This window comes from Acinetobacter sp. YH01021 (assembly GCF_013420255.1).
GTDB lineage: Bacteria > Pseudomonadota > Gammaproteobacteria > Pseudomonadales > Moraxellaceae > Acinetobacter.
Genome location: NZ_VOYO01000009.1, coordinates 62,041 through 85,713, shown reverse-complemented (window position 1 = coordinate 85,713; position 23,673 = coordinate 62,041). Strand labels below are relative to the sequence as shown.

The window sequence follows — 23,673 nt, the reverse complement described above, 5'->3', positions numbered from 1 at the left end:
TATTTGAAAATTTTTTGATAGAGAATTTTGTGAAAAAAATAAAGTTATCTCCCTTTTATTTGGCTATAGCATTGTACACAATTTCAAATATTATATTTGCTGTAATGGCAATAAATAATAAGGAAATGGTGGTTGAGTTCTATAGTTATACTGTAGATGCGAGCTTAATGCTTAAAGCTTTGTTTCTTCAAACTTTTTCATTGGTTTTTTTAATTTTTTTGTATAAGCTCTATGAAAGAAAACAAAAATTTAAACAGTTAGAAGTAAATGGGTATGGTAATTTGTCGGGATGGTTATTGCTGATCTATCAAATCTTCTATATTTTATTGGCTATCTTTTTTAATGTTGGAGTGGTGGGTCAAACTGTTAATAATGTTAATTCTAATATATTAATTATAGTGAGTTTACTATCTGCTGATTCATTTTTCTTTATTGTTGGGTCTCAATTGAAGTCTAAAAAGCTTTTTCAATTAAATGCAATTGTTTATTTAATTTCTACTATATTGCGTGGATGGATGGGGGGGATTCTTATTTTATTTTTTGTATACTTATGTCGGGAGTTGTATTTAAGAATTAGTATTAAATCATTATTGGTCTCTCTTTTTTTTGCGATATTAGTTGTTTTGCTATTACCATTTCTAGTTGATTTGAAATTTGGAATTAGAGGTGGGGAGATAGTCTTTGATATTAATGATTATTTTAGTAGATTGGAGACGTCTGTAGAGTATTTGATGAGTAGATTTCAGCATGTAGGTCATATTTATATTCTGCTGAATAAGGCAGGTTATTACTATAGTGCATATCAGGGGTTAGGAATTAGATCATTTTTATTAGAAGGCAATGTTCCATATACTTTATATAATAAAATTATTGGGGCTAAAGGAGTTTCATTATCTGAATTTATGGTTAAAGATGAGTTTGGTGGAACATGGAATACGAATACTGGAATAGTTGGTTGGTGGGTTGTTTTAAAGGAAAGTATTGTTTTTTTTATAATGTACTGGTCTTTTTTAATATTTGTTACTTATAGTTTAATTTATAGGTTTGCTACTAGGCAGTTGTTTTTAACTATTGCTTTATTTTCTATAATATATTTTTATCATGGTTGGTTATCATCATTTTTTAATTTATTATTTTTGACTTGGTTGTTAGTGATTTTAAAAAAGATTAGATTATGAAAATTTTATATCTTATTACAGGTCTTGGTGGTGGTGGAGCAGAAAAAGTTGTTTCCGACTTGGCCGATCAAATGTTTATCTTAGGTCATCAAGTTAAAATTGCCTATCTAACAGGGGAAATTTTAGTACGACCTAAAAGTATTAATATAGATCTAATATCTTTAGGTTTGAATAATCTTTATGGATTATATTCAGCATCAAAAAAATATAAAAAAATGATTAAAGATTTTCAACCTGATGTTGTGCATGCTCATATGGTTCATGCTAACATTTTTGCACGTATCAATCGTATTGGCTGTGCAATACCAAAATTAATTTGTACTGCTCATAACTCTAACGAAGGTGGTCAGTTACGTATGTTAGCTTATAAGTATACTAATTTTCTCTCCGATTTAAATACAAATGTTAGTCAAGAGGCATCTAAATCTTTTGTTTTAAAAGGAGCATTCAATAAAAATAATTTAATTACAGTTTATAATGGTATAGATTTAAATAAGTTTATTTTTTTTAATAAAGATATCAAATCAAATGAATTAAAGTTTGTGTCTGTTGGACGTTTTAATGTACAGAAGGACTATCCAAACTTATTACATGCTATTGCTATTTTTCTTGAGAATCTACAACAAAAAAAATATATATTTAAAATTGTTGGAGAGGGTGAGCTTAGATCGCAGATAGAAGAGCTAATCGAGCATTTAGGTTTAAAGGACAATGTGACTTTGCTTGGGCGTAGAGATGATATACCCCAACTAATGCAAGAAGCAGATTTTTTTATTTTATCATCAGCTTATGAAGGTTTTGGCTTGGTTGTTGCAGAGGCAATGGCATGTGGCGCTTTTGTCATTGCGACAAATAGTGGTGGCGTGGCTGAAGTAATGGGAGATACAGGAATATTAGTTCCACCTCAAGATAGCAAGGCGCTAGCAGAAGCAATAAAACAAGCAGTAAGCAAAACACCTATAGAGATACAAGAAAATAACTTAAAAGCACGAAAACGTGTGGAAGAGTTATTTTCTTTAGAAAAATCAGTTGAAAACTGGTTAAAAATTTATAGAGAAGAATGAAAACTTTATGTTAAACATAGTTTATATTATTACTCGCTCAGATGTGCTTGGTGGTGCGAGCGTACACCTACTTGATCTAGCAAAAGGCATGGTCAATTTAGGGCATAAGGTTCATATTTTAGTGGGTGGAACTGGTATTTTTACGGAAGAACTTAAAAGGAATAATATAAACTTCAGCTCATTAAAATACTTAAAAAGAGAAATCGCTTTAACACACGATGTGCTTGGTTTTTGGGAAATAAAAAAACATTTAAAACAACTTAAGCCTGATATTGTTCATTGCCATTCGAGTAAAGCAGGCCTATTGGGACGTTTAGTTGCTAAATCATTGGGTTTACCTGTAGTATTTACAGCTCATGGTTGGTCTTTTACAGAAGGAATAAGTTCAAGAAAACAGAATGTTTATGCAAAAATTGAAAAATTTTTAATTAACTTTTCAGATCATATTATTACAGTTTCAGAATTTGATCGTATTTATGGTTTTAATTTTGGCGTTGGATCGCCAGATAAGGTAACTACTGTTCATAATGGTATACCTATTCAAGACTCAAAAACTAAAGAGAATAATGTAGTTGGAAAAACTTGTAAGATAATAATGGTTGCACGTTTTGATGATCAGAAAGATCAAATAACTTTAATTCAAGCATTAGGTTTGTTGAAAGATAAAAATTGGGTTATGGAGTTTATAGGATCAGGCCCTACTCTTGAATGTTGCAAACAAGAAGCGAATAAATTAGGGTTAGAAAATAAAATAAAATTCCTTGGACAGCAACGTAATGTTAAAGATTTTTTAGATAACTCTGATATCTTTGTGTTATCTACAAATTATGAGGGGTTTCCTTTAACAATTCTTGAGGCTATGCGAGCTAAATTACCGGTTATAGCAACAAATGTTGGCGGTAATAATGAAAGTGTTATGGGTGAAAAAACAGGCTTTTTGACGAAGAAGAATGATGCACAAGATTTATCCCGTGCTCTTTCTATTTTAATTGATGATAGAAATTTAGCTATAGAAATGGGTAAGCAAGGATATGAGCGTTTTATGACAGAATTTACACATGATTTAATGCTTAAAAAAATTCTTAAAATCTATACAGAAGTAGTTGCTAGAAAATGAAGCTATTAATCACTGGTGCAACAGGCTTTGTTGGTACAGCCCTGATTGAACGGGTGAGTAGAGTATATGATACGATTGCTTTAGTCCGCCCTCAGAATCATGTACTTTCTGCAAATATCCAACAACTTGTTGCTGCTAATATTTTTGCAGCTGACTTACCTGAAAATATAGACGTTATTATTCATTTAGCTGGTCGTGCCCATATTTTAAATGAACAAACAACAGACCCATTAAGCGAATTTCGCAAAGTGAATGTGGACGGGACTTTGCAATTAGCACGTCAGGCTTTAGAAAAAAAAGTAAAACGTTTTATTTTCATGAGTTCTATCGGTGTGAATGGTTCAGTAACATTACAGCAGCCATTTACAGAAGATGCTATACCACAACCTCATGCAGATTATGCGGTTTCTAAACTCGAAGCCGAACATGAACTTAAAAAACTATTTGCAGGATCAGACACAGAGCTCGTCATTATTCGCCCACCTTTAGTTTATGCCGCTCATGCACCAGGTAACTTTGCTCGGTTACTCAAACTAGTTGCGAGCAATTTACCTTTACCTTTTGCAGGCACAAACAATAAACGTAGCTTTGTTGCGCTTGAAAACTTGGTAGACTTTATTCAAACCTGTATTGGACATCCAAATGCAGCCAATCAAACATTTCTAGTCGCAGATCAAGCTCGTATTTCTACACGTGAGCTAGGGCAATATTTAAAGCAGGGCATGGGAAAACCCGCACGTTTTATTTATATTCCGCAACCGCTTATGAAACTAGGCGCAGCATGTATTGGCAAATCCAAACTCTATGAGCAGTTGTTTGAGTCACTAGAGGTCGATACGACCAAAGCTCAGAAGTTGTTGGGTTGGACAGCGCCATTGAGTACCCAGCAAGCGATGCTGCAAGCGGGTCAAAATTATTTAAAAATGAAAGAGTAATTTACGCATGTCAATTTTTGCACTGAGCATCGTATTTTTTATACTGACATTACTATTCACATGCTACATGCGTCATTATGCCCTCAAAAAAAATATAATAGACAATCCCAATGAACGTAGCTCTCACAGTGTACCCACGCCCCGCGGTGGTGGTGTCGCGGTGGTGGGTAGCTACTTGTTGGCGCTGGCTGTGCTGATCTATAGCCAACAATTGACCGTACATATTGGTTTAACACTAATAGTAGCGGGTTTTGTCATCGCTTTACTTGGTTTTTTAGATGACCATGGACATATTAACTCCATGCTGCGTTTAGCCGTTCATTTTTTGGTGGCCATTGGCGTGGTGATCAGCTTGGGTAGCTTTAGCGAAGTTACGGCTTTTAATGGTCTGCAACTTGGCTTTCTCGCCAATATTATTGCAGTATTATTTTTGGTATGGTTGCTCAATCTATACAACTTTATGGATGGCATTAACGGAATTGCCAGTGTCGAAGCCATTACTACTGTCGTTAGTATGGTCATTTTGTATTATGTACTGAATACCACATTAAACGTAGACATACTTTGGTTATTGGCAGCCTGTGTATTTGGCTTTTTACTGTGGAACTTTCCCAAGGCTAAAATTTTCATGGGCGATGCCTGTAGCGGATTTCTCGGCCTCACTTTGGGTATTTTGGCGCTCATCGCCCTCAAAGAAAATTTAGCCCTGTTTTGTGCATGGATTATTTGTTTAGGGGTGTTTGTGGTGGATGCGACTTATACCCTAATAAAACGCGTATTGAGCGGCTATAAAATGTATGATGCGCATCGCAGCCATAGCTATCAAATTTTATCGCGTAAATGGGGTAACCATACGCCAGTGACTTTAGCGGTAGCAGCTGTTAATTTATTGTGGCTCTTTCCAATCGCCTATATCACAACCACACAATTATGGGCATATCCTGAAATGGCAGTGTTGATTGCTTATTTACCTTTAATATTGATTGCTATTAAATTAAGAGCGGGAACACCTGATGCCTGAGAAAAAATTACTCATTCTCGGGGCAGGAGGTTTTGGTCAATCAATTGCTGAAGTTGCTGAACTGCTAGGTAAATGGAAGAGTATTTCATTTGTTGATGATCGATGGCCTGAGCAACAACAGGTTGGTCGCTATACAATTATTGCAAATATTCAATCTTTAGAAGCAATCAATTTGCATAGTTTTGAAGCCATTATAGCAGTTGGAAATAACCAAATACGACAAAAATGGCAACAATTATTGCTTGATTTATCTATACCCATTACGACTATTATACATCCACAAACTGTCATTGCTCCTAGTGCGAAAATAGGGCAGGGGGTAAGTATTATGGCTGGGTGTGTTATTGGAACGAATACGATTATCCAAGATGGTGCTATTTTAAATATGGGTACATTATTGGACCATGATGTGGTGGTTGAACAATTTGTACACTTAAGTATTGGGGTGAAAGTTGCAAGTAATAATATTATCCCTACATTTTCTTTCTTGGAAGTGGGAAGTATCATAGAACATAAGTCTTAATAACAACTTCTTTAAATTAAGATATGACGTGCTGAAAAATATATGAAATCTCTTGTAATTCCTCTGGTTGAATCTCCACGTTCAGCAAAACTCGCGTTTTTAGTCATTTTAGACTTTTGTATTTTCCCGGTTCTAATCTGGCTTTGTTATGCCATCCGACAGTTTGATCTCGGTGCAGAAGTTGTACCTAATATTCCCTTTGGTTCGGTCTGGGTGAGTGCTATTGCAGTCTTTGCGCTGTTTATTTCTGGTGTATACCGTTTTATTGTTCGTACCTTCAATGAATTTTTTATTGCCAAATTAGGTTTGGCAACCCTATTCAGCGTGATTGGTCTGTACTTGTTGGCTTATAGCACGCATGCGTTTATTCCGACCTCAATCCCTTTAATGTTTGGCTTTATGATGTTCGCCTGGGTCTGGTTCAGCCGGAGTATTATTCGTTTTGTCGTTCAATCTTATTTGAAGTCAGGTGTCCCGAAAAAACGTATCGCGATTTATGGAGCAGGTCATGCAGGCCAACAGGTAGCAGCGACTTTAAACCGTTCTAATGAACATCTACCGATTATATTTATTGATGATGATCCGTCTTTAAGTGGTCAAAATATTGGTGGTATCCAAGTTTTTTTACCACATACTGCTTTGAAATGTTTTACAAAACTCAAAATTGATGAAATTTTAATTGCACTCCCGTCAGTAGGGCGAATACGTAAAAGTGAAATTATTAAGTTTTTAGAGCCGGCTCATTTAAAAATTACCGAGATTCCGGGTCTGACTAAACTGGTCAATGGTGAAATTCGAATTTCTGATATTCAGGAAGTCGATATTATTGATTTACTGGGGCGTGATCCTGTACCGCCCGTTCCAGCGCTTTTGACTAAAAATATTAACAATAAAGTAGTCATGGTCACAGGCGCGGGTGGTTCGATTGGTTCAGAACTATGTCGCCAAATTATTAAAAACCAGCCGGCCAAGATTATCATTTATGAACTGACAGAATTTGCTTTATATCGTATCGATAAAGAATTACGTCTTACGGCAAGCTGTGAAATTATTCCAATTTTAGGCTCAGTTCTTGATGAGCGCAAGCTGGAACGCGTGATTGAACAGTATGGCGTACAAACCGTTTATCACGCCGCTGCTTATAAGCATGTGCCGCTGGTGGAGTGTAATCCGCTGGCTGGTTTGAAAAACAATGCCGTTGGAACCGCCTTTAGTGTGAATGCTGCGGTAAAAAAAGGCGTAGAAACCTTTGTGCTGATTTCAACTGATAAAGCCGTACGTCCAACCAACGTGATGGGGGCGACCAAACGTATGGCAGAGTTGTACTGTCAGGCTATGGCAGAGGCTCAGGATCAGACTCAGATCAGTATTGTGCGTTTTGGTAATGTGCTTGGCTCTTCGGGCTCAGTCGTGCCGCTGTTTAAACAACAAATTGCCAAGGGCGGGCCAATTACCGTGACTGATCCAGAAGTGACCCGTTTCTTTATGACCATTCCGGAAGCCTCGCAGCTGGTGATTCAGGCCGGTGCTTTGGGTACAGGAGGCGACGTGTTCTTGCTGGACATGGGCGAGCCGGTAAGGATTCAAGATCTGGCACGACAAATGATTTCCCTCAGTGGCCTCAAGGTTCGTGAGGACAAAAATCCAAATGGCGATATTGAAATTCAATATACCGGCTTGCGTCCAGGTGAAAAATTATACGAAGAGCTGCTGATTGACGAAGAAAATACAGAAATTACTGCACATACCCGTATTCTAAGATCGGTAGAAAAGCATTATCCATTGGCAGAAATTCTGGAGGTCTTTAACCAGATCCATGAGCTTTCAGCGACGCAGCCCGATATTGAATGGGCATTGACCCAGCTGGAATACTATGTGGATGGTTATGTCCGTGGTAATAAAATTCAAGTGAACTAGGTTTTTATAAATATGATTAAGAAAGCAATTCTTCCTGTGGCAGGTTTGGGTACGCGTTTTTTGCCGGCCAGTAAAGCAATTCCCAAAGAAATGGTGACTGTGGTCGATCGTCCTGCAATTGAATATGTGGTACGTGAAGCCGTGGCTGCCGGGATTGAACAGATTATTCTGGTGACGCATTCTTCCAAGGCATCAATTGAAAACTACTTTGATCGTAACTTTGAGCTGGAAACCACACTTGCACAAAAAAATAAAACCGATTTACTCAAAGAAATTACTGAAATTTTACCGGCAGGTGTCAGTATCATTAGCGTACGTCAACCACAGCCATTAGGTTTGGGACATGCGGTACTGTGTGCGAAAGCTGTGATTGGTGAAGATGACTTTGCGGTTCTACTTCCTGATGTTCTGGTGAAAGATACACAGACTCAGAATGACTTGAGCTTAATGATTCAGCGCTATGAAGCCTCTGCAGCAGCACAAATCATGGTTGAAGCGGTACCTGACCATCTGGTGGATCAATATGGCATTGTCGATGTGGCAGAGTCACCAGCTGAAGGTCACAGTATTGTGATGCAAGGGATTGTCGAGAAACCGGCAGTTGGGACGGCACCATCGAATCTGTCTGTGGTGGGGCGTTATATCCTGCCGGCAAAAATCATGCAGCTGTTGGAACAGACACCACTCGGGGCGGGCAATGAAATCCAGCTCACCGATGCCATCGCCATGTTGCAGCAGACTGAAGCGGTTGAAGCTTATCGTATGAAAGGTCAAACTTTTGATTGTGGTAACAAGCTTGGCTATTTAAAAGCTGTTTTACATTATGGCGTGGATCATCCCAAACTTGGTCAAGAGTTTAAAGTATTAATTCAGGAACTGGCATTATAATAATCAAGGGATACTATGAAAGTCGCGGTACTGGGAAAAACCTTATTTTCAGGGGTCATTGCGGCCCTTTTAGCTGAATGTGGTCATCAGGTGGTCTGGTGTAATAGCTTTGGTGCAGATGAGTCAGCTCGGCCCTATTTTCAGGATGAATCCCTCCAGCTATTACTGCAAAAACAGGAAAAGTCTGGCTTTTTAAACTGTTGCGATTTTCAGCATCTGGATTTCAATCAGGAGGCTTTTTTCTTTAGTTTTAATGCAACTGAAGAGCATATGGCATTGCAGATGCTGAATACCATCAGACATGCCTGTTTTGCTCATCCCAAACTAATGATCAATGCCTCGACTTTTGGCTTGCATGGAACCCAACGTTTTCAGCAACTTCTGCCGAATGATGACTGGATTTACCTGCCAGATATCATTCAGGAAGGCAATGCGATTCGAAGTTTTATGCAGGCCAGTCAGCTGATAGTCGGCTGTGACCAACCGGATGCACAGCTTAAAATCAGAGAGCTGTTACGGCCCTTATTCCCGCGTGCGCAGCAGTATCTGTTTATGCCGGTTCTGGATGCCGAATTTACCAAGTTGAGTATTTCCGGCATGCTGGCCACCCGGATCAGTTATATGAATGATCTGGCCAGTGTGGCAGAAAAGCTTGGCATTGATATTGAACAGGTACGGCAAGGCATGGCTGCGGATAACCGGATTGGTTCTGCCTATCTGTTCCCCGGTGTTGGTTTTGGTGGAGAAAATTTCTCTCATGATATCCGGACGCTTACTCACGCCGTGGCAGATTCAGGAGTGAAAAACCAGTTGCTGGAACAGGTCTGGGACATTAACGAACAGCAAAAAGAATTATTGTTCCGTAAACTCTGGAACTATTTCCGTGGCGATTTACAAGGCAAAGTGGTGGCGATTTGGGGCGCAGCCTTTAAAGAAAATACCCCGAGCATCCAGCAATCTCCAGTACATGCCATGCTGACTGCATTATGGGCACAGGGTGTGACAGTCAAACTGCATGATCCACAGGCACTGGCGAATATTGAAAAGGTCTATGGGCCACGAGAAGACTTAATTCTGTGTAAAGACCAGTATCAAGCTGTGGAAGGGGCGTATGCCTTGTGTCTGATGACGGCATGGAAACAGTATGGCAGTCCGAATTATCCGTATTTGATCAAGCTGATGCAGCATCCCCTGATTCTAGACGGGCGTAATCTGTATGATCCGACGTATGTCAAGACACGCGGTTTTAATTATATTGGGGTGGGACGTTAATGTTGAGCCATTTTAATCCAAGCCTAAGCACAGAAACAGTGTGTCAGAAACTCGCCTCGAATAAAGATCAACTGCAATCGGAACATCTACGGGAACTGTTCGCTGCTGACCCGCAGCGTTTTAACAAATACTCAATCCAGTTTGAGCAGTTGCTATTTGACTATAGTAAACACAGAATCAATAAGAATGTGCTGCAGGGCCTGATCGAATGGGCCGATGCACAGAACCTCAGATCCTGGATTGGTTCCCTATTTTCCAATCAAAAAATCAACTATACCGAGCAGCGTGCTGCCATGCACTGGGCACTGCGCCTGCCCAAACAGGATCAACAGCATGCTGATCTGGCAGCTGATGTACATGGCCAGCTGGAACGGATGTATGCGCTGGTGGAACAGATTCATGCCGGGCAGCGTCGGGGTGCCACCGGAGAAGTAATTCAAGATGTGGTCAATATTGGTGTTGGTGGATCAGATCTGGGTCCCTTGATGGTCACGCATGCTTTATCTGATTTTAAATACCAGTCTGCCCAGCCACTCAACGTACATTTTGTTTCGACTATGGATGGCAGTCAGTTGTCTGAGCTGTTGCATCAGCTGCGTCCGGAAACGACACTGTTTATTATTTCCTCCAAATCCTTCGGCACCATTGATACCCTGACCAATGCTCAGACGGTACGCTTGTGGCTGGAAAAGGCCTTAGGTCAACATCCTTATATTCTCAAGCATCATTTTATTGGAGTATCAACCAAGCCGGAAAAAATGACCGCATGGGGAATTGCGCCGGAAAACCAGTTATTGCTTTGGGACTGGGTCGGCGGGCGTTATTCACTCTGGTCCTGTATCGGACTGCCAATTGCCTTGAGTATCGGGATTGAAGGCTTTAAGCAGCTGCTGGCTGGTGCCTATGCAGTGGACCAGCATTTCCAGTACCAGCCTTTTGAACGCAATATTCCGGTATTGATGGGATTGTTGGGGGCTTGGAATACCAATTTTCTGGATATTCAGACCCATGCAATTCTGCCTTATGACGGCCGGCTGAAATATTTTGCATCTTACTTGCAACAGCTGGAAATGGAATCAAATGGTAAGTCAATCCAGCGTAATGGAGAGAAAGTCCAGTTCGATACCTGTCCGATCATCTGGGGTGAAGTGGGGCCGAATGCCCAGCATGCCTTCTATCAATTATTGCATCAGGGAACTCAGTCAGTTAGCTGTGATTTTATTGCGCCGGTAGAGCGTTATAATAGCCAACAATATACCTATGCAGACAGTGCCGAAGCATTGGTAGAACAACATCATTTGGCCTTATCTAACTGTCTGGCGCAGTCGCGCTTACTGGCTTTTGGCAATGAAGCGCTGGATCAGGCTGAATTGGCGAGCTTGCCGGCCTATAAGCAGTATGAAGGCAATCAGCCAAGCAGTACCCTGTTATTGCAGGAGCTCAATCCATACAGTTTGGGCATGCTTATTGCACTCTATGAACATAAGGTATTTGTCCAATCTGTGCTGTGGAATATCAATCCGTTTGATCAGTGGGGCGTAGAAAAAGGCAAGGAAATTGCCAATCAGTTATTGCCGATCCTCAATGGTGAACAGAGTGATCTGGATGGTCTGGATGGTTCAACCCAAGGTTTAATTAAAATTCTATTAGGAAAGTCACATGGCTAAAATTCTGGTCACCGGTGGGGCAGGCTATATTGGTTCACATACCTGTGTGGAATTATTAAATGCCGGGCATGAGGTCATCGTTTTAGATAATCTGTGCAATAGCGCTGCTGAGTCTTTAAATCGGGTGCAACAGTTGACCCAAAAAAGCCTGACATTTATACAAGGTGATATCCGTGATGCTCAATTATTAGATCAGGTATTTCAGCAACACTCGATTGAGGCCGTGATTCATTTTGCCGGTCTGAAAGCGGTCGGAGAAAGCCAGCAAATACCATTGGCTTATTTTGACAATAATATTGCCGGTTCAATCAGCCTGGTTCAGGCGATGCAGCGCGCACAGGTTTTTAAACTGGTATTTAGTTCCTCAGCCACGGTCTATGGCGAAAATAATCCTTCACCTTTAAATGAAGAGATGCCTACCGGAATGCCGACCAATAACTATGGCTATACCAAACTGATTGTTGAGCAGCTCTTAGAAAAGTTGTCTGTGGCGGATGAACGTTGGTCGATTGCCTTATTACGTTATTTTAATCCGGTCGGCGCGCATAAAAGTGGCCAGATTGGGGAAGATCCACAAGGTATTCCCAATAACCTGATGCCTTTTGTGACTCAAGTGGCAGTCGGTCGTCGTGAAAAGCTATCTATTTTCGGTCATGATTATGACACGGTGGATGGGACTGGTGTGCGCGATTATATACACGTAGTCGACTTAGCCAATGCACACTTATGTGCCCTCAATAATCGTTTAACTGCGCAAGGTTGCCGTGCCTGGAATATTGGTACAGGTAATGGCATTTCAGTGCTACAAGTTAAAGATACGTTTGAGCAGGTGAATGGTGTTGCGATTGCATTTGAATTAGCCCCTCGTCGTGAAGGCGATGTGGCCACCTGTTTTGCAGACAATACCCGTGCAGTCCAAGAGTTGGGCTGGCAACCTCAGTATGGTTTAGAGGACATGCTCGCTGACAGCTGGAACTGGCAGAAGCAGAATCCGAATGGCTATCGTTAAAATTTTTATAGCGATATAAATATAAAACGGGAGCTTTTGATGAACAGCTCCCATTTTTATTGTGCTGTATGCGTGAAGATTAACTCTGAATCAGCTGAGTTAACTCATCGACATAATTCTGCATTGATCGTGGATTATGATCACGACGGCTTTCAATATTCAGACGCAATAGCGGTTCAGTATTCGATGCCCGCACATTAAAACGCCATGCACCAAAATTAAGGCTGACCCCATCGGTCTGATCGATCTCCGGCTGCTGATCGGCATAATGATCGAAAAGTTTTTGGATGGTCGCTTGGGTATCGGCGACTTTAAAGTTGATTTCACCACTGCATGGGAACTTGGCGATCATCTCCTCCACCAGAGAAGATAAAGATTGCTGTGTTTCTGATAATACGGCAATAGCCAGTAACCATGGAATCATGCCGCTATCGCAATAGGCAAAGTCACGGAAATAATGATGTGCACTCATTTCACCGCCATAGGCCGCATTATGCTCACGCATCACATCTTTAATAAAGGCGTGACCTGACTTGGACTGAACCGTGATCCCTTGATATTGCTCTACAATATCCAGTGTATTCCAGACCAAACGCGGATCATGTACAATTTTTTCGCCAGATTGCTTCAGCAAGAAGGCTTGAGCCAGAAGGCCGACAATATAATAGCCTTCAATAAACTGGCCTTTTTCATCGAACAGGAAGCAGCGGTCAAAGTCACCATCCCAGGCAATGCCCATATCTGCGCCATGCTGAATGACCGCATCACGGGTGCTGTCACGGTTTTCAGTTAAAATCGGATTGGGAATCCCGTTCGGGAAATTGCCGTCAGCTTCATGATGAATCTTGATAAATTCGACCGGAATATTGAGTTGTTGAAACTTTTGCTCAATCGCATCAATCACATGGCCTGCTGCACCATTCCCGGCATTCATCACCAGTTTCATCGGACGGATTTTTGCCGGATCAATATAGCTCATCAGGTGATTTACAAATTCAGGCAGGATATTATATTGTTCAGTATAACCTTTTTGGACAACCTCAATGAATTCTCCTGATTCTGCCAAGGCCTGAATCTCTTTAAGACCAGTATCGGCACTGATCGGGCGGGCATTTTCACGTACCAATTTCATACCATTATAGTCCATCGGATTATGACTGGCCGTCACTTCAATTCCACCTTGGACATCGAGATGAAATGCGCCGAAATAGACTTCTTCCGTGCCGGTCATGCCCAGATCCAGAACATTGACACCCGCATCATTTAAACCGTGAATGGTGGCCTCTTTTAAACCTTCACTGCTGAGCCGGATGTCACAGCCAATGACCACCGTTTTAGGTTGATAAATCTGTCCATAAGCACGGCCAATTTTATAGGCAATCTCTTCATTGAGCTCGGTGCCGAGTTTGCCGCGAATGTCATAGGCTTTAAAACAAGTGAGTTCTGTCATCTGAATTCTCTAAATAATTCCTGAGAAGTGAGGAAGTATCATTATAGGAGGAAAATAGTTCCTATATGCCAAGTTACTGTTTAACTTTTATATCTTCTTTAAAAATAGCTGTTTAAGTGTATAAAGTACTTATTCATCTAATTTTTAAAGTTTAGTACTTCAGCATGCTATTTTATATGTTAGCTCTTAGTGAAATTTATATCGATTTTACCTTTGCCAAGATCCGTTCCGCCCAGTCAGCGTAATAATTTACATCTTCTACCTCTTCCTTTTTTGAAGGATGATTAATTGTAGTTATTGCAGTAATACCTCTCATTTCAGATAGAAACTTTTTAGGCCAACTGAGTGATTGAAACAGTATTGAATTATTTAATATTTCTAAATCTGTCTCAATTAATCGTTGAGTTTTTTCTTCATATGGGAGTAATAAGGTAGAGATATTTTTTTTACCATCTGAAGTATCAATTTCACACAAATAAAATTGATGATTATTTTCTATGTTTAAAATTTTATAGACATAAAAGTAGCGTAATTGATTGTTTGCAAACTTATGCCCTCTGAAACGTTTATATTTTTTAAAAGGTGAGTTCTTTATTTCTTTGATTTTATATCCTTTTTTCTCAATTTGTTCCAGTAGTTTAATCAAGTCTTTATAAGTGACTCGCTCTAGTTGAATTTCTGATTCAGTTGTACATCCAGGCACTGTACCCTCTATATCTCCTTCTCCACCAGCAAATCCTTCTTCTTGATTTTGATCTTTATCCATTTGCTTTCGTCTTTTACGTACTACAGTTTTAGCAGGAGGTGTCTCTAAAGAAATTTTTAATTCTTCAATTGTATAAATTTCTCCAGGTAGGTTTCTTAGCTTGGCCAGTAGTTTATCGATATCTGCCTCAGCATTTTTATTCAATTTCTCTTTAGGTTGACTCGCTGGTTTTGGTTTGTTTGAACCTTGCCCTTGAGCATTTTTGACCTGTTGTATGATTTTTTTTGAAGTGAAATGAAATTGAATAGGGCGGTTGATAGCTGTATCAAGATTTTTGAAAGATGTAATGCGCTCAATTCTGTAAATACCTGTTTCTTTATCATAAATTCCATCTACCGTTAGATCAATATTTTTAAGATCAGGCACTTCCATGTCAAAATTAAAACTTTTAGCGCCTTTTTGATCAATAATTGTTTTCTGATAAATACTAAGGAAGGCTTTATTTAAATCAGGCTGTAATAAAATTAAAGCGAGCTTCTTCAAAAAATGAGGATCAGAGACATCTGCGTTCATAATTTTTTTGTTTTTTGCTATATTAATATGAATAGCCTTTTCATCATTTCTATCCACTAAAACATCGGTTGAATAATTTTCTGCAAAAAGTGCCGCCCGAATTAAATAAGGATGAGAGAAAAATAAATCGCGGGCCAAGATAAGCTTAGGTATTTGAATAGTAATATTTTTCTTTAAAACTGTTGAGTAGTAATTAAATTCAAAACATATCCGGCCTTCATGTATTTTTTGATCCTCACCCTCCGGTAAAATAATAGTTCTAAATGTTGTGAAATTTACATGTTCAAGTGTGTGAGTGAATAATTTTGTAGGAGAGGCATCAATTTGGGTTCTATAGCGGTATAGAAGAACACTCTCAATCGGTAATTTAAGTTGAATAGGACGGTTAATAATAGGGTTAAACAAATGAGTATCAATATCAAACCGAGTTTGACCGCGTCGACTAATTTTTGTCGCAGTATAGTAAATCATCTCTTTTGGTAAAAAGTCGGTTGAACAATCACTCATTTTTTATTTCTTCCCAAATATTATTAAAAAATCGACGGGCTTCTGGGGTTAATCGCTGCTCACTTAATCCGGATTGACGTAAAAAAACACTCGGTGGATAATATTTATCTTCAATGTTTTGGCGAATAAATGTTCGAGTCATGCGACGTATTTGATAGCAATCTATGGACTCAGCGTAGCGCTCCAAAAATGCTTTGGTCAACGGCAGAAAATGCCAGTTTTTTTCAATTAGGCTGACATGCCCGAGTTGTTTAATTAAAAACTTTTTGGTCCATTGTGGGGAGTCTAAGTCTTCTAATAATTCATCACGTATTTTAATCAATTGTTTCATAAACTGACGATCCCGAATACTCCAATCGACACGTGGTTTGGGTAGAGAGAGTGGTGTCATGATAGCGGTTTGATTGATTTGTAACAGCCAATCTTTATGATTGCGATATAAACGTGCGTACAGTGCACCATCATGTTTACGAGATAGTTTGACTGACATATCCTGAATCAATTGTATCCATTTCAGTTGATCATCTGACAGGACTTGGTAAGTCTTGTGTTTTACAGTGACAGGAATGGCTTGTTCCTCTATACCTACTGTCGCTAGATCCAAATACTGTTGGTATGTATAAATAGGACTTTGTTCGGGAACAAGTGCCTTTAATACGATGAGATGCTCAAGATAAGAAAATGCTTTACGATGTTTTCTACAGATATTCTTGAGCCAGCAGTTCTCAGAGCTCAGATCACCTAATTGATAATATTGAAGAAAACTTTCGCCCCAATAATCGACAACAAGCTGACGGACTTTTTCGTAATTGATATTTTTGCGATTTAATAGTAAATCTCTATCTTTTAAGAGAAGGAAATAAGTATCTGATAAAGTAGAAAAATCTTGCACACTAATGGATGTTGAATGAGCGAGTAGCTCTTCGATCAGTCCTGCAAGCTCGATATGATGATTTACGTCTTGAGGATTAAACACAAGCTGTGAAGAGTCTTTCAGTGCATTCAAATGAGCAAAATAGAATTTTCGGTCTATCCCATTACAAGACATAGAACTCACAGAAAGAGATTGCTGATGCCTTGTACAATATTCGTATCCAGTAATCTGCCAGCTGCGTTTCCAATAAACTTCACCGTATTGCTGCATCTGTTCTTGCCAGCAATGAGGGCAGAACCGGAAAAAACTCACAGCTTTGATCCGCGATGCATTTTTTCCTAATTTGGTATGCAGGGATTGATACTGCTCACCTCGCAATGCCTGCACAGCATAACGCATTACTGTATCAGGTTGAAATGGTTGGTAAATTGGTAACAGGGTGTGTTGGTTGATTAAAATAAGCGCATCATAGTGATCTGGTAAGTAACTGGCCACCCTGTCTAGATGAGAAGGTAAATCGTAAGTTGGTGTCAAGTTCCTATTATTGAATAATTCTTCAGTGAGATATTTTGGACTCAGAATCCCATTGTGAACAGCATAACGAGCAATCACACTGTAAATCAATTCATTTGGATATGGTGCTGGAAAATTTGAAATCATGATACCTTACCCTCCATTTTTTCTGCTTAATGCAAAATGGGACGGGTAGGATCAAACAAATAGTGAGATGATTTTAATAACTCATAAACATCTACTTCCTGTTCTTGTGCCTGACTGAAAAAAACTCGTAAGTCATTGGCTTCAGTACTTTTCCATTCCTCCGGCTTCATGACTTTACGAGATGTCCGTGGCTTCCTTGCCGGAGTCGTGGTTTGATGCTGTTTAAACTTATCTTCTGCTACAGGGCTGTCTAATACTTCCAGAATATGCTGGAGGAGTACCTGTAAGTTTTCGTTTGGATATTTTTTTAATGCAGAAGTGACATGCGGTTCTATTGTAGCGGCGGGATGACCTAATACTGTCAGCATACCTATTAAAGTAGAATAATGCGGTCCCAGATCTTTATGCTGTTTTTCTGTTTTTAATGCGGCCTTAAAACGGTGTTGTTCAACATACTCCTCAATTTGAACTTGAGGGATAGTGAGGTCAGAATACCGTGCAATACGTGCAGGATTGCCTGAACGCAGTGCATCTAGAATATCGTGGACTGGCTGCAATTGTTCTTCGTAGACTTTTTTAAATAATTCTGAGGTGATTTTTTCCAGACCGATGGTGATTGCATGAATTTGTACCAGACAGAACAACTTAACCACTAGATCCGGAATACCTTGCGTATAATAATACCAAGTGGCTCTTAATTCATCGGTCAGTTCAGCTGGTTGTTGAACCCACTGATACTGCCATAGCTTATTTGTAAAAGTATGCCATTCAGAAATAATCATTTGATCGGGAGTACTAGGATCGGGGGTAGGGGCTTCATTACGCATAGGTTCCCAGATTAAAGAGCCTAATCCTGCACTGCGTCTAGCTGATCTCAAGTCTTCTTGCAAAATTTCATTGGCTTTGGGTGTCCCAATCATCACGATCGGAATGGATGCGACATTCACCAAGGTTACAAAGAAATTAAGAATAATCTCGGCCCCACCAGATTTTTTTGTATTCAAATGCTGGATTTCATCAATGATTAAAAGTCCAATTGAATAGTTATTTGCGATGATTTTCATCTGCTGCAGCATGGCATTTACATTTAAGCGGCTTCTGGTAAAACGATGCTCGAAGTTAGTATCTCCTAATGCTAAATCTACTGCTCTAAAAAAGTTTGAGCATAAGTTTTTTAAAGAGCTGTCATGCGGGCAATCAATTTTAAGATAAACAATTTGCTTTAACCCCAGTTCTTTATGCTCAATCACTTGCGGATAATAACGCAAAATCTTGTTCATCGTGGTCGTTTTCCCACTCCCAGAACATCCTATAATAGACATACTAGTGGCTGTCGATTCTGGAGGAGCGTAGCGGTAAGAGCTTTCGTTTGAAGGTTCTAGTTGTTGAAAAGCCGCGTGCAAATGCCTGTGTCGATCACCATTATTGATGTTTCTACTCACATAACCTTGCCGGATCATGATAGAAATTTTTTGTTCAAGGGATAGATGTTTGGTGAGTGGTTGGAAAAAATCATGAGGCAGTTGAGCAATTAGATGAATTCTTTCTGGTTGAGGCAAAAAACGCTGCTCTGGAATAAATTTTAGTTTCCCTCGTAGGTGTTTAATAACCGACTTCGTGTCAAGAATGGGCGGTAATTGAGTAATGAGAGGATTATCCCCATAGATGTCTTCTATCGATGTGTTGACCGCAAGTTCATTATTATTCATTCTTCATCGTCCTCTTCAAATAATTGTCTCATTAAGTCTGGTTGACTGGTCAAATCCAGATTGCTGCTGTGAGATGGGGGTGTTGGAGGATTGTCTTGGTTGGGATGGATAGTCCGGATAGAATTGACGGACCTATTTTGGAGATGTTCCTCACGTTCCACCTGAATTGCTTCTTGTTTGTTCTGACGAATATCCCGAGTACGTTGTGCTTTAGAAAGTTGGTGAACTCCTGCTTGAGCCTGCCGGCTCTGTGCTGTGTGGATGATTTTGTCAGTAAAATCCTGCAATTCACTGATGGCTACGGACTTCAGTTGTGAATGTTGTTTTTCAACAGTTTTGATTGCTTTTTGAATTTGTTCAGCTTCCCACCAGGTCAGATGCTGATATTGACGTGAGGCATCACTTAAGTGCGCTTCCCAGTATTCCAACTTATTTTCATCAAAGAAAACATAAATGGTATTTACTGAGTATGGGTCAAAACCAATCCGCAACTTTTTCGGGCGGGATTTGGTCGTGTTACGAATAAACCAGCCTTGTTGATGCATTTCCAGACATTGATAGAGTAAGCCTTTGACTTTAAGTCCCTTGTCACTTAAGGAGGCGTCGGTCCTAGGTAACAAGCCAACATATAGTGATTTGTTATCCACTTGTCTTAACATCCCAGTACGGTGCTGTAGACCCCACTGCCAGAGCTTAAGGGGGATAGAAGGCAGGTCAGTCGGCATATCGGCACTACGATCATATTTCGTCAAAATATCAAAATTATTGCGTAAAAAGACGCAGCTTAAGATGATTTTTCTGAACTCTTCCAGAGTTAGACAAGCTTCTAGTCGATAATCATGTCCGCCTTTCTTTTTTTCCTTGAATCCAGAAACAACACCAATATTCTCGTAGGATTTAAAGCGTGACTGAATGAGTCCGAAAGCCCTCTCCACAATACCTTTGGCATCGCTTCGATACGGTGGCGCATTTTCAATACGAACAGAAAAGTTTTTTTCAAGAAGTTCAATTTGATAGCCAATTAGTTCACCGCGGTCTGCAAGTATGGCACCAGGTAAACCATAAATAGGCCAGTCTTCTGGTTGTATTTGCAAGCCATAACTCTGACAGAATGTCACTTTATCTTGGATTGCAACGCTGAGGCATTGTATGGCTGTATTAAAGGAACTGTTTTCCATGCCGACATAAAGCCCAGTAATCATCCGGCTGAATACATCGATAACAATATATACGGTAGGTCGGCCAATAATCTGTGATGGATCCCTTGATGATACAAGGTAGATGTCAGCGATTGTTGAATCTATCTCATAACGTGCACCAGGACCATTTGCTTGCTTGGTCGCTGTTGAAGTCAGAGGTTTGTGATCTTTCAGAGTTTTCTGATTCTTCAGAATTTCCTTGGAATTGTTCTTATTTCTATATCGCTTATTATAAAAATAATAGAATTGGGCATAGGTTGGAATATCTGCGGCTTGCACTTGATGAAAGTGCTTAGAAAATAAATTTTTAAACCGAAGATAAGTTTCGTTAATGGATTGTTTTTTGACAGGAACTAAATACTCTTCGATGGCTTTCTTAAAATATAATTCAACCTGTTCAGTGATATTCTTACCTTCATTCGATTCATAGATGCGTGGTCTGCCAATTTTTTTATCACCTATAGCTCTTTTTTGGCCTTTTCCACCTGAGTTTTCATAGTCCGGTACCAAAGCATTTATCGTTTGACCACGCTGCCAGTAGCGTCTTAGGAGTCGTAGAATTTTATTAATTGATACCTCTTTCTCTAGATGTATAGTTTTAATTTTTGCAGTCCTGATTTTTGTATTGATAAGAACTTGTTCATCATTAATTAAATCTTGAATAATTAAAAAGTTTTCATCTCTTTTTTTGAGTTGAATAGAATCTTCACTCAAGTTTAATCGTTTTAAGTATTCATAAGGATCTTGCGCTGGTATCAGGCTTTGATCATCTGAGAGAGTTTGAAGTTCCTTAGACAAAATGAGTTCAGGAAAAGCATTTTTATTATCAATCGCAATCCATACCGTATACTGCGGTAAGAATTTGAGTATTCGGTATTGTGTTGAATTCAAGATGTAAACTGAATTAATTAGTTGCATGGACTGTATTCTCATTCTGGAGCAAATTACTTGCATGAATATCAGAGAGTTTAAGCTCCAAATACGAAATTTCTAGATTAAATTGAAGTATTCGCAGTGCAAATAATTTTCTAAACAATGCGAGCGTCGCTCCGATACCCATTTTTTGAGTTTGGTCAGAATGCTTACAAAATTGGATTAATGAGCTTTGAGGGTACTGGCTAATTTCTTCCATAAAATAAACTGCTTGATCAATCATGTGATTTGTTATTTCAAGGTCATTTTTTTCTACATACAGCCATTTAATGTTCTCTAGTACCGTAGCAGGAATGTCTTTTTCAGTAATCAGTTTGAACGGCGTATTGTGCTCTTCTTCCCAGTAACGACGTTTAATTTCTAATGACTCAATAACATGAGCTTTATTCAGATCCTTGCTGTAAAGAGTGTCAAGGGCTATAGAAAACTTACCAAAATCAACTAAAAAATCTGAAGATAGGGTAAAAGGTATATAGTCAACCGATACTTTTTTCATTCGGAAACGAGAACAGATGGAGTTAAGATCATAGATATCCAAAGGATAATGTTCGCGAATATCTGTAACGTTCTGATTCCAGTCAAGCAGTAAAAAGGTAGATAGCTCTAGATCAGAAAATAAGTGATGAAGACGTTTACTCACGCGGCCTTGTACTCTGTGAGAGCGACCAATTGAACTGAAGTTTTGAACAGTTTTACAAGGTTTATAATCGCGTCCATGGCCCTGGCCATACCCTTCTGTTACTAATTCCTCATAGTTTTTTATAATTTTTGCCATACAGAAGACCTGTGGATTTTGGTGGATAATTAATCATATCTGAAGGAGGTTAATTTTGTATTTGGCAAAAAAATACAAACTTAAATATATTTACATACAAACAAAATTTTATAATTTTTATTTAATTATTTATTTAATTCAGTAACTTAATAATTAATATGGTATTTTAATACTCAATTGATGAGTTTAAAAAACGTTGATGATAGGCAAAAGTATTCAAATTACATCTTAGTAAATATCGTTGCATATTCTTATGTAAACCAACTGCATATTCAGACTCAAACCCGACCATTCATTCTGGTTCATAGTAAAATGCTTATTTTCTATTCCAAATATTTTAGAACAAAATATGTAAATTTGGATCTTAAAGTACTACCTTAATCTGCTATAATTTGTACATCATTATGATGTACAAATTGGTGGAAAATATGGCTAACTTAGCAACAGAACGAATCAATGTTCGTTCAACGGTAGATGCAAAGAATGTAATTGAGCAAGCTGCGAATTTATTGGGTCTTAGTGTGAGTTCCTTTATGATCCAATCCTCATTTGAACGAGCAAAAGAATTACTTAAATCTAATCACGAGTTAAAAGTAAATAATGCTGATCGTGATATGTTAATGAATTTGCTTGAAAATCCGCGCCCTGCAAATGATGAGATGAAAAATTTAATGAGTTTATTGGATGAAAATTGAGGTTTTACAAGCCCATCATCAGAAAAAATCATTTAATTGTGGGCAAGATGATTTAAATAAGTTCATAAAACAATACGCATCCCAACATCAGAAATCAGGAACAAGTAAAACCTATGTTGCTATTGATGATGATGCACAGGTGAGGGGGTTTTATTGTCTATCAAGTACCTCTATAGGATTTGATGGGGTTGATGCTGTTCTCATTAAACGATTACCTCGTTATCCCTTACCTTGTGTGGTTGTGGGGCGCTTTGCCGTTGATCAAGCTGCACAGGGGCAAGGAGTTGGAAAAGTACTTTTGGCACATGCTCTTAAACAAGTTTCAAAAGTTGCTCAAATTATTGGTGTTAATTTTGTTGTAATACATGCTAAGGATCAAAAAGCTATGGAGTTTTATCAGCGGTTTGGCTTTATCTCATTAACATCAAATCCATTAACATTAATATATCCAGTGAATGAAATACCTCATTTTAAATAAGGTGGGTTGCTAGTAACAGGAATAGCTAATAGACTTATTCAGAGTTTGCACATAGTTCCTTATCCCTTATTTTGCTTTATGACCAAATACTGCGTCTAATTATGGTAATTTAATTAAGTTTGTTTTATTTTTGATCATAAGTTGTTGATATATATTATTCATTGTTTTTCAATTTTAAAATTAAGTTTGTATTAGAATTTGGTATCCTGAATTTTAGATGAAATTAAGTTTGTATTAAGTATTGGATTCTTCCACTTTAAAATACGAATTCTTGCTCAGAAAGGCGAAGCATACTTTAAATAAAAATGAAATGTTTTCAAGATGAGGTCAAAAAGGGATGCTTTTTGAATCTAGGGTGAGATTTTTATATATCTATATCGTTGAATATATTAGTAATAATTTTATATTTCTGGTGTGATTCTAATTTGAATTTATTTATATTAAAAACCCTGTAGACTTGGTGAAGAATCACTGGGTCTACAGGGTAGGGTTTTGTTCGTTTACTTCATTAATATCCAAACTT

The 23,673-nt window shown here is 38.7% G+C and carries 19 protein-coding genes; 13 read left to right on the top strand and 6 right to left on the bottom strand.

The annotated features are described in order from the left end of the window. The first annotated feature begins 29 nt into the window (after window positions 1-29). Genes wzy through galE form a run of 11 tightly spaced genes read left to right on the top strand, consistent with a single transcriptional unit; the run spans window position 30 to window position 12,591 of the window. Window positions 30-1,178 carry an oligosaccharide repeat unit polymerase gene (gene wzy, locus FTT86_RS08650; protein ID WP_180181024.1) on the top strand — a complete coding sequence of 383 codons (1,149 nt, stop codon included), beginning with the start codon at window positions 30-32 and terminating at the stop codon, window positions 1,176-1,178. After that, entirely contained in the window at window positions 1,175-2,242 is a 1,068-nt protein-coding gene (locus FTT86_RS08645; protein ID WP_180181023.1) for a glycosyltransferase, read from the top strand. Before wzy ends, FTT86_RS08645 begins: the two co-directional genes overlap by 4 nt. A 7-nt stretch (window positions 2,243-2,249) precedes the next feature. Beyond that, window positions 2,250-3,359, top strand: a complete 1,110-nt coding sequence (locus tag FTT86_RS08640; RefSeq protein ID WP_180181022.1) for a glycosyltransferase family 4 protein — start codon at window positions 2,250-2,252, stop codon at window positions 3,357-3,359. After that, a complete protein-coding gene (locus FTT86_RS08635) occupies window positions 3,356-4,294 on the top strand; it encodes an NAD-dependent epimerase/dehydratase family protein (RefSeq protein ID WP_180181021.1) in 939 nt (312 codons plus the stop codon). The genes FTT86_RS08640 and FTT86_RS08635 overlap by 4 nt, the downstream gene beginning before the upstream one ends. A gap of 7 nt (window positions 4,295-4,301) precedes the next feature. Further along, complete coding sequence (locus tag FTT86_RS08630; protein WP_180181020.1) at window positions 4,302-5,315, top strand: glycosyltransferase family 4 protein; 1,014 nt, start codon at window positions 4,302-4,304, stop codon at window positions 5,313-5,315. Beyond that, complete coding sequence (locus tag FTT86_RS08625; protein WP_180181019.1) at window positions 5,308-5,838, top strand: acetyltransferase; 531 nt, start codon at window positions 5,308-5,310, stop codon at window positions 5,836-5,838. Before FTT86_RS08630 ends, FTT86_RS08625 begins: the two co-directional genes overlap by 8 nt. Window positions 5,839-5,880: 42 nt before the next feature. Further along, window positions 5,881-7,755, top strand: a complete 1,875-nt coding sequence (locus tag FTT86_RS08620; protein WP_180181018.1) for a nucleoside-diphosphate sugar epimerase/dehydratase — start codon at window positions 5,881-5,883, stop codon at window positions 7,753-7,755. 12 nt (window positions 7,756-7,767) lie between these two features. Then, window positions 7,768-8,643 carry a UTP--glucose-1-phosphate uridylyltransferase GalU gene (gene galU / locus FTT86_RS08615; RefSeq protein ID WP_180181017.1) on the top strand — a complete coding sequence of 292 codons (876 nt, stop codon included), beginning with the start codon at window positions 7,768-7,770 and terminating at the stop codon, window positions 8,641-8,643. A gap of 15 nt (window positions 8,644-8,658) precedes the next feature. Further along, complete coding sequence (locus tag FTT86_RS08610) at window positions 8,659-9,915, top strand: nucleotide sugar dehydrogenase (protein WP_180181016.1); 1,257 nt, start codon at window positions 8,659-8,661, stop codon at window positions 9,913-9,915. Next, entirely contained in the window at window positions 9,915-11,582 is a 1,668-nt protein-coding gene (pgi, locus tag FTT86_RS08605; RefSeq protein WP_180181015.1) for a glucose-6-phosphate isomerase, read from the top strand. The genes FTT86_RS08610 and pgi overlap by 1 nt, the downstream gene beginning before the upstream one ends. Continuing rightward, entirely contained in the window at window positions 11,575-12,591 is a 1,017-nt protein-coding gene (gene galE / locus FTT86_RS08600) for a UDP-glucose 4-epimerase GalE (protein WP_180181014.1), read from the top strand. The genes pgi and galE overlap by 8 nt, the downstream gene beginning before the upstream one ends. A gap of 79 nt (window positions 12,592-12,670) precedes the next feature. Here galE and FTT86_RS08595 read toward each other — a convergent pair whose 3' ends face one another. The 6 genes from FTT86_RS08595 to FTT86_RS08570 form a co-directional block, all read right to left on the bottom strand. Further along, the gene (locus FTT86_RS08595; protein WP_180181013.1) at window positions 12,671-14,041 is read right to left on the bottom strand and encodes a phosphomannomutase CpsG; all 1,371 of its coding nucleotides are present in this window, start codon (window positions 14,039-14,041) and stop codon (window positions 12,671-12,673) included. Between the two features lie 196 nt (window positions 14,042-14,237). Continuing rightward, complete coding sequence (locus tag FTT86_RS08590; protein WP_159516577.1) at window positions 14,238-15,827, bottom strand: Tn7-like element transposition protein TnsE; 1,590 nt, start codon at window positions 15,825-15,827, stop codon at window positions 14,238-14,240. Beyond that, window positions 15,820-17,361: a TnsD family Tn7-like transposition protein gene (locus FTT86_RS08585; protein WP_180181012.1), complete on the bottom strand. Its 1,542-nt coding sequence runs from the start codon at window positions 17,359-17,361 to the stop codon at window positions 15,820-15,822. Before FTT86_RS08585 ends, FTT86_RS08590 begins: the two co-directional genes overlap by 8 nt. 26 nt (window positions 17,362-17,387) lie before the next feature. Beyond that, window positions 17,388-19,070, bottom strand: a complete 1,683-nt coding sequence (locus FTT86_RS08580; protein WP_159516578.1) for an AAA family ATPase — start codon at window positions 19,068-19,070, stop codon at window positions 17,388-17,390. Further along, complete coding sequence (locus FTT86_RS08575; RefSeq protein ID WP_159516579.1) at window positions 19,067-21,187, bottom strand: Mu transposase C-terminal domain-containing protein; 2,121 nt, start codon at window positions 21,185-21,187, stop codon at window positions 19,067-19,069. Before FTT86_RS08575 ends, FTT86_RS08580 begins: the two co-directional genes overlap by 4 nt. Further along, window positions 21,174-21,977 (bottom strand): heteromeric transposase endonuclease subunit TnsA, encoded by an 804-nt coding sequence (locus tag FTT86_RS08570; RefSeq protein WP_060513852.1) that lies wholly within the window; start codon window positions 21,975-21,977, stop codon window positions 21,174-21,176. Before FTT86_RS08570 ends, FTT86_RS08575 begins: the two co-directional genes overlap by 14 nt. 428 nt (window positions 21,978-22,405) lie before the next feature. Here FTT86_RS08570 and FTT86_RS08565 point away from each other — a divergent pair, with 428 nt between their 5' ends. Together FTT86_RS08565 and FTT86_RS08560 are read left to right on the top strand one after the other, a co-directional pair. Continuing rightward, the gene (locus FTT86_RS08565) at window positions 22,406-22,672 is read left to right on the top strand and encodes a DUF1778 domain-containing protein (protein ID WP_039890759.1); all 267 of its coding nucleotides are present in this window, start codon (window positions 22,406-22,408) and stop codon (window positions 22,670-22,672) included. Continuing rightward, the gene (locus tag FTT86_RS08560) at window positions 22,662-23,150 is read left to right on the top strand and encodes a GNAT family N-acetyltransferase (protein WP_159516580.1); all 489 of its coding nucleotides are present in this window, start codon (window positions 22,662-22,664) and stop codon (window positions 23,148-23,150) included. The genes FTT86_RS08565 and FTT86_RS08560 overlap by 11 nt, the downstream gene beginning before the upstream one ends. Window positions 23,151-23,673 lie beyond the last annotated feature (523 nt).

Bases quoted from the DNA above. Each gene is read 5' to 3' on its own strand.
- FTT86_RS08645 (WP_180181023.1), top strand. From the start codon at position 1,175: ATGAAAATTTTATATCTTATTACAGGTCTTGGTGGTGGTGGAGCAGAA.
- FTT86_RS08640 (WP_180181022.1), top strand. From the start codon at position 2,250: ATGTTAAACATAGTTTATATTATTACTCGCTCAGATGTGCTTGGTGGT.
- FTT86_RS08635 (WP_180181021.1), top strand. From the start codon at position 3,356: ATGAAGCTATTAATCACTGGTGCAACAGGCTTTGTTGGTACAGCCCTG.
- FTT86_RS08630 (WP_180181020.1), top strand. From the start codon at position 4,302: ATGTCAATTTTTGCACTGAGCATCGTATTTTTTATACTGACATTACTA.
- FTT86_RS08625 (WP_180181019.1), top strand. From the start codon at position 5,308: ATGCCTGAGAAAAAATTACTCATTCTCGGGGCAGGAGGTTTTGGTCAA.
- FTT86_RS08620 (WP_180181018.1), top strand. From the start codon at position 5,881: ATGAAATCTCTTGTAATTCCTCTGGTTGAATCTCCACGTTCAGCAAAA.
- galU (WP_180181017.1), top strand. From the start codon at position 7,768: ATGATTAAGAAAGCAATTCTTCCTGTGGCAGGTTTGGGTACGCGTTTT.
- FTT86_RS08610 (WP_180181016.1), top strand. From the start codon at position 8,659: ATGAAAGTCGCGGTACTGGGAAAAACCTTATTTTCAGGGGTCATTGCG.
- pgi (WP_180181015.1), top strand. From the start codon at position 9,915: ATGTTGAGCCATTTTAATCCAAGCCTAAGCACAGAAACAGTGTGTCAG.
- galE (WP_180181014.1), top strand. From the start codon at position 11,575: ATGGCTAAAATTCTGGTCACCGGTGGGGCAGGCTATATTGGTTCACAT.
- FTT86_RS08595 (WP_180181013.1), bottom strand. From the start codon at position 14,041: ATGACAGAACTCACTTGTTTTAAAGCCTATGACATTCGCGGCAAACTC.
- FTT86_RS08590 (WP_159516577.1), bottom strand. From the start codon at position 15,827: ATGAGTGATTGTTCAACCGACTTTTTACCAAAAGAGATGATTTACTAT.
- FTT86_RS08585 (WP_180181012.1), bottom strand. From the start codon at position 17,361: ATGATTTCAAATTTTCCAGCACCATATCCAAATGAATTGATTTACAGT.
- FTT86_RS08580 (WP_159516578.1), bottom strand. From the start codon at position 19,070: ATGAATAATAATGAACTTGCGGTCAACACATCGATAGAAGACATCTAT.
- FTT86_RS08575 (WP_159516579.1), bottom strand. From the start codon at position 21,187: ATGCAACTAATTAATTCAGTTTACATCTTGAATTCAACACAATACCGA.
- FTT86_RS08570 (WP_060513852.1), bottom strand. From the start codon at position 21,977: ATGGCAAAAATTATAAAAAACTATGAGGAATTAGTAACAGAAGGGTAT.
- FTT86_RS08565 (WP_039890759.1), top strand. From the start codon at position 22,406: ATGGCTAACTTAGCAACAGAACGAATCAATGTTCGTTCAACGGTAGAT.
- FTT86_RS08560 (WP_159516580.1), top strand. From the start codon at position 22,662: ATGAAAATTGAGGTTTTACAAGCCCATCATCAGAAAAAATCATTTAAT.